The organism is Neptunitalea lumnitzerae, from assembly GCF_027924185.1.
Lineage (GTDB): Bacteria > Bacteroidota > Bacteroidia > Flavobacteriales > Flavobacteriaceae > Neptunitalea > Neptunitalea lumnitzerae.
This window is the reverse complement of the sequence record NZ_BRVO01000006.1, coordinates 1-6,260: the sequence shown is the minus strand read 5'-3', so window position 1 is coordinate 6,260 and position 6,260 is coordinate 1. Positions and strand designations below refer to the sequence as shown.

The 6,260-nt window shown below is 30.8% G+C and carries 4 protein-coding genes and 1 pseudogene; all 5 read left to right on the top strand.

Annotation, left to right across the window (positions count from 1 at the left end):
* A pseudogene (locus tag Y10_RS16870) lies at nucleotides 1-331 on the top strand (DUF4249 domain-containing protein); the annotation flags it as partial.
* 3 nt (nucleotides 332-334) lie between these two features.
* The gene (locus Y10_RS16865; protein ID WP_281766597.1) at nucleotides 335-1,555 is read left to right on the top strand and encodes a DUF4249 domain-containing protein; all 1,221 of its coding nucleotides are present in this window, start codon (nucleotides 335-337) and stop codon (nucleotides 1,553-1,555) included.
* A gap of 3 nt (nucleotides 1,556-1,558) precedes the next feature.
* Nucleotides 1,559-2,818: a DUF4249 domain-containing protein gene (locus tag Y10_RS16860; RefSeq protein WP_281766596.1), complete on the top strand. Its 1,260-nt coding sequence runs from the start codon at nucleotides 1,559-1,561 to the stop codon at nucleotides 2,816-2,818.
* A 19-nt stretch (nucleotides 2,819-2,837) separates the two neighbouring features.
* Nucleotides 2,838-4,088 carry a DUF4249 domain-containing protein gene (locus tag Y10_RS16855; RefSeq protein ID WP_281766595.1) on the top strand — a complete coding sequence of 417 codons (1,251 nt, stop codon included), beginning with the start codon at nucleotides 2,838-2,840 and terminating at the stop codon, nucleotides 4,086-4,088.
* A 17-nt stretch (nucleotides 4,089-4,105) separates the two neighbouring features.
* A complete protein-coding gene (locus tag Y10_RS16850; protein WP_281766594.1) occupies nucleotides 4,106-5,803 on the top strand; it encodes a hypothetical protein in 1,698 nt (565 codons plus the stop codon).
* Nucleotides 5,804-6,260: the final 457 nt, after the last annotated feature.

Here is a 6,260-nt window from a genome sequence, read left to right as displayed (position 1 = left end):
TAATATTACAAATATTAGCAACACTGATGAAAATGTTGTTGGCTATTTTAATGTGGCTACCCTTAAAACAAAAAGAATATTCTTTAATCACTCCGATTTTAATTATATAAAACCTGATTATTTTTCGGAATGCAATGTAGTTACTTGGAATTATAATATTGTTTGTCCTAGAGGTGGAACAGATGAAAGAGCTATGCTATATGAATACATAATGACGCGTAATTATCAATTTATTGATTATGACAATTACAACTATACCATTGTAAACCCTGAATGCTCAGATTGTACCACGTTTGCCTCTAACGTTAAACCCGATTTTTGGGAAAATTAAATTATGAAAAGAAGCTATACTTACATAATGTTAATAGTTAACATCTTTTTGTTAGGATGCACCGAGCCATACCCTATAGCCTCTGAAAATTTTGAAGAGTTATTGGTGGTGAATGCCACACTTACAGATAGTTTACAATACCAAACTGTAAGACTTACTAATAGCTACCCATTAAATACAGATACTTTAGTATATGTAAACAATGCTACCGTATACATAAGAGACAACAACAATCAAATTTTCAACTTTAGTCAAGTAGCAAATGATTCTACTTATATATCAGACATGCCCTTTAAAGCAGTAGAAAATGCCTCATATAGCCTCCATATAACTACTCAAGACGGAAGGGAATATCAATCAACTGAAGAAACTACACCTCAAAAAGTAACCATTGATAATTTATATGCAGAAGCACGCACAAATCAACAAGGTGTAGAAGGTGTTCAAATATATACAGATGTTACTGGTACTAACAATAACAATTTGTATTGCAGGTATGAGTATGATGAAACTTTTAAAATAGTTACTCCTTATACAGTGTATGCTGATATGGAATTTTCCGAAAGAGTTTATTTTTATAACTCATTTCTTGACTGCTGGTATTATTTTTATTATATAATGCTACATCCTGTAGAAGAACAAACTAAAATAGGTTACAAAACAAATACATCTAATACGATAGTTTTAGCTAATAACAGCCAACTAATTTCTAACACTATCAACAAAGTTGAAAATAAATTTATCCCTAAAGATGATTATGTAATTTCTGAAAGGTATAGTTTTTTAGTCTATGTTTATTCTGAAAATTATCAGGCTTATCAATATTTCGAAACACTAAAAAAATTAAATAGTCAAGAAAGTAGCTTATCTCCAAATCAACCTGGGTTTATTCAGGGAAATATTTCAAACGTATCAAACCAAGAAAAAATTATCGGATATTTTAATGTAGCCTCGGTCAAAACGAAAAGAATATTCTTTGATTTTTCAAATTTTGGATTTTCAAAACCAGCGTATTTTTCAGAATGCTATGTGAACGAATATGATTATAGAGATAAATGTGCTTTAGGGATATACAATGCAGATTTACTTTATTATGATGCGAATACCCGAAACTACAGACTAGTTAATATTGTAGAAGATGGCATATATACTTTGGTAAACCCTGAATGTGCAGATTGTACCACATTTGCTTCTAACGTTAAACCTGATTTTTGGGAAGATTAACTTATGAAAAGAAGCTATACTTACATAATGTTAATAGTTAACATCTTTTTGATAGGATGCACTGAGCCATACCCTATAGCCTCTGAAGATTTTGAAGAACTATTGGTGGTCGATGCTAGTCTATCAGATAGTTTGCAATACCAGACCGTTAAACTCTCCAATTCTATTCCTTTAAATACTGAATCTACAACATACATAAACAATGCAGAGGTATGGATTGAAAATTCTAATGGAGATATATTCAACTTTCATCAAATTCAAACTGATTCTATTTATCAATCCAATGTCACTTTTAAAGCAGAACAAAATACCTCATATACGCTACATATTAAAACAGAAGATGGCGAAGAGTATACTTCTACCGAAGAAAGTACACCAGACCCAATTAAAATTGAAAACGTTTTTGCACAAGCCGAAACGAACGATGCTGGAGCTGAAGGTATTCAAGTATATGCGGATGTAACATCTTTGGGCAACAATAATCTTTTGAACAGGTTTGAGTACGAAGAAACTTATAAAATCAAAACACCCTACCGAATTGATTCTATTATAAGTGTTAAGGATTTCTATTTTTATCCTTTAAATGATGGTGCTGTTCATTGCTTAGATTATAACTATTCAATAGAGCTTACACCTGTAACAGAAGAAACTTCTATTTGTTATGACACCAATTATTCTAATAATTTAATTTTAGCTTCTTCACAAAATAACGATTCTAATAATGTGTTTAACGTAAAAATACATTTTATAGAAAATGATAATTATATTATTAGTGAAGGATATAGCATATTAGTGAAAGCCTATAATGAAAATTATAAGGCATATCAGTTCTATCAAACTACTAAAAATATGAATAGCGAGAATGAAACTCTATCAACTACACAACCTGGGTTCTTTACAGGGAACTTAGTAAATGTAAATAACCCAAACCAAAAAATTATAGGATTTTTCAATGTTACAACAACGGCCAAAAAGCGTATTTTCTTTGATTATGCAGATTTTGGTTTTAACCAACCATCCTATTTTAGTGATTGTTTAATTACTTATTTCCTCCTCCCACCTGCACCTACAATAACTCTTGATTATGAAATTGAATGTAGTCCAGAAGGGCCTTCTCCAAAAGACAGACTTTATCAATTCATTACCCAACATAATTTTCAACTTAAAGAAAGAAATGGCACCATTTACACACTTTGGAGACCAGAATGTTCTAATTGTACAACTTTTGCCTCTAACATAAAACCCGATTTTTGGGAAGATTAGTTAAACTATTAATAAGGCTATGAAAAAAGTAATTACACACATATCGTATTTTGTTACATCTATCATATTGATAGGATGTGTAGAACCTTATCCTATTGCTACAAATTCTTATGAAGAATTATTAGTAGTAGATGCTACTTTAACAGATAGCCTACAATACCAAACAGTAAAATTAACCAAATCTTACCCTCTTACAACAGAATCAGCAACTTATGTAAATAATGCCACCGTTTGGATAGAAGATACAGATGGGCAAATTTTTAATTTTTCACAAATAGAAACAGATTCTACGTACATATCAGATGTCCAATTTAATGCGCAACAAAACAACAGCTATAGTCTACATATAACCACGTCAAACGGTAATGAGTATACCTCTGAATGGCAAAATACTCCTCCGCAAATCCAAATAAATGATTTATATGCAGAACATGCTTTTAACGAAGAAGGTACTGAAGGTGCGCAAGTGTATATAGATGTTAAAAGTGATGACACCACCCCAATATATCTAAGATATACCTACGAAGAAACACACAAAATAAGAACTCCAAGAGTGAGTTCTTTTGAATGGGAAATTCAGAACTATGTATCACCAGTTTTTTACGGTCCAGACTGTATTACTGTAGAGTATGACATTATATTAACGGAAAGAGATGCTCCAGTGAACATTTGCTACAAGACCAATTATTCAAATAATATAAATTTAGCTAACTCTAATAACCTTAGCCAAAATATAATAGATAAACACCCAATAAGATTTATTAACAAGGATGATTACATTCTTGCAGAAAGGTACTCTATCTTAGCTACTGTATACTCAGAAAGCTATCAAAGCTATCAATATTACCAAACGCTAGATAAACTCAATAGCAATGGTTCTGTGCTATCTCCTGTTCAAACAGGACATATACAAGGCAATATATTTAATAATAATTCTGAAGAAAAAATTATAGGTAATTTTAATGTTACTGCTGTTAAAACTAAACGTATATTTTTCGATTTTACAGATTTTGGTTTTTCACAACCATCGTATCCTGTAGAACAAGATATACATGAATTAGACTATATGGATGCCTGTAATCCTTTTAAACAGCCAGATCGTTTAGTGTTACGTACACTTCTCCTTTTAGAAAATTATCAAGTCCTTCAATACCAACAAGAAGTAACAAATTTTGAAATTCTCGGAAAAATCTATACCGTTATAAACCCTGAATGTGCAGATTGCACCACATTTGCCTCTAATGTTAAACCCGCTTTTTGGGAAGATTAACCATTAAATTAAACTATATGCTAAAAAAAATTCACTTCTTAATTTTAATTATTGGTTTGGGTGTACTACCCAAAGCTAATGCTCAAATAAATAATTTAATCAATGAAGAAATATTTCTTCATTACAATACCGCTTCTATACTAACAGGAGAAACTTTATACTACAAACTATATTGTTACAACAAGAACAACAATAATTTAAGCTCCTTAAGTAAAATTGCTTATGTTGAACTAATTAGTAGTGATAAGGAATCTGTTGCCAAACAAAAAATATCTATAAAAGATGGTGTTGGTTCAGGAGATTTTTTCATACCCACTAATATTTCTTCTGGTAGTTATAAAGTAGTTGCTTACACAAAAGCAATGCTTAATAACAACAAGTTATTTGAAGGTAATCTTCTAATCATAAATCCGTTTAAACGTTTAAATACAGATAAAGTAATTGTTGATACTACAACTACTAATGTAGTCATAACAAATGTTCCATTAATGAATGAAAATTTATTAGAAACAAACAAGAAAAAATATTTAAACCGCGAAAAAGTAACTATTAGTTTTGACAGCTCTCTATTAGAAGACGATGAATTCTTAAACGGTCAATATTCCATATCTGTGCGAAAATTTGATGCTTTAGATACATTAACAGAAGTACCTACCAGTAGTAATTTTACTCAGAATATAATTAATACTAACAATGTTGGTTTAAAAACATTTTTGCCGGAATTAAGAGGTGAGGTTATATCGGGTACTATTACCAACTATAATTCACTGTCAGATCCTACTTTGGCACTATCTAGTTATGGTACTCAATTTGATTATGAACTTACCGAAATAGATAAAGAAGGCCATTTCAATTTTATTCTTTCAAACCCTTCAACTAGTAATAAAATAGCATTACAACTATTAGAAAACAAACCCATCATCATGAGTTTGGACACCGTATTAATAAACTATAATGCTTTAAACATAGAAACACCTTACACAATTAACACTAAATTATCTGAAACCATAAAGCAAAGATCCACTGCCAACCAAATAGAAAATGTATTTTTCGAGGTTAAACAAGATACCATTCCTCTTGAAGTAATCAACACTGAAAACTTCTATACTACTTTAGAAAAAACATACATTTTAGACGAGTACACAAGATTCAAGTCTTTCAAAGAAACCATCATTGAAATAATCCCTGAACTATTTCTTAAAAAAAAGAAAGAAACTTACACTCTTCATCTTCGCGATTATGAAAACAAAGCATCTGATGAAGTTTTTGGTGAAACACTAGTTTTTGTAGATGGCATCTTACTAAAAGATATACACCAATTAATTGAATACGGTGCTACAAGAATAGATCGTATAGAGTTGGTGAATAAAGGTTACATATACGGAGACCAATTGTACTATGGGGTGGTATCAATTTTCACAAAAACTCAAGACTTTATGCCAATAAGCACAGAAGAGCACCCCATATACTATGCAGACATTATTCGCCCACTAATGCCTAAGGTATATTTTAATCAAAAATATGGTAGCACAACTAAAACGAAAATACCAGATTATAGATATCAGCTATTATGGCAACCTACTGTAGCTCCTAAAACTAACAAATCACTAGAATTATATACCTCTGATATTAAAGGTGAATACATAATTTCATTTCAAGGTTTTAAATCAGATGGTACTCCTATTACCATAAACAAACCCTTTACTGTAGAGTAAATAGAAAATATAGTTTAATTTAAAAGAGCGTGAGATATGGTATATCTCACACTCTTTTTATCTAGCGCTTAAACATTAAAACAAGTACTACAAAGCATTCATTGTACTCTTTCAATAAAATAATACACTCCCCATCCATTACCAACCTTTACACCACAAGACACATTATCATAGAATGCATACAACTTGAAGCTTATACTACTAAACCAAAAACATACATTCTAAAACAAGAAAACCAATTCCATGAGAGTTGTATCTAAGAAAACATTTATAGGGTATTAAATAGGCTTAAAAGAAGAGTATAAAGAAAATGTAACAGCCGTATACGTATGCTAGACAAGCTAAAGAGATTACTTCCCTTTATTTTCAGCTATAGCATACAGTTTACCAAAGCTATAAAAAACAAAAAACCCTCACAGTTACCTGTAAGGGTTTTAAAAAAGGCGGCGACATACTC

What these genes read in the sequence shown, in the direction of transcription:
- Y10_RS16865 (WP_281766597.1), top strand. Translation starts at nt 335, where the DNA reads ATGAAAAGAAGCTATACTTACATAATGTTAATAGTTAACATCTTTTTG.
- Y10_RS16855 (WP_281766595.1), top strand. Translation starts at nt 2,838, where the DNA reads ATGAAAAAAGTAATTACACACATATCGTATTTTGTTACATCTATCATA.
- Y10_RS16860 (WP_281766596.1), top strand. Translation starts at nt 1,559, where the DNA reads ATGAAAAGAAGCTATACTTACATAATGTTAATAGTTAACATCTTTTTG.
- Y10_RS16850 (WP_281766594.1), top strand. Translation starts at nt 4,106, where the DNA reads ATGCTAAAAAAAATTCACTTCTTAATTTTAATTATTGGTTTGGGTGTA.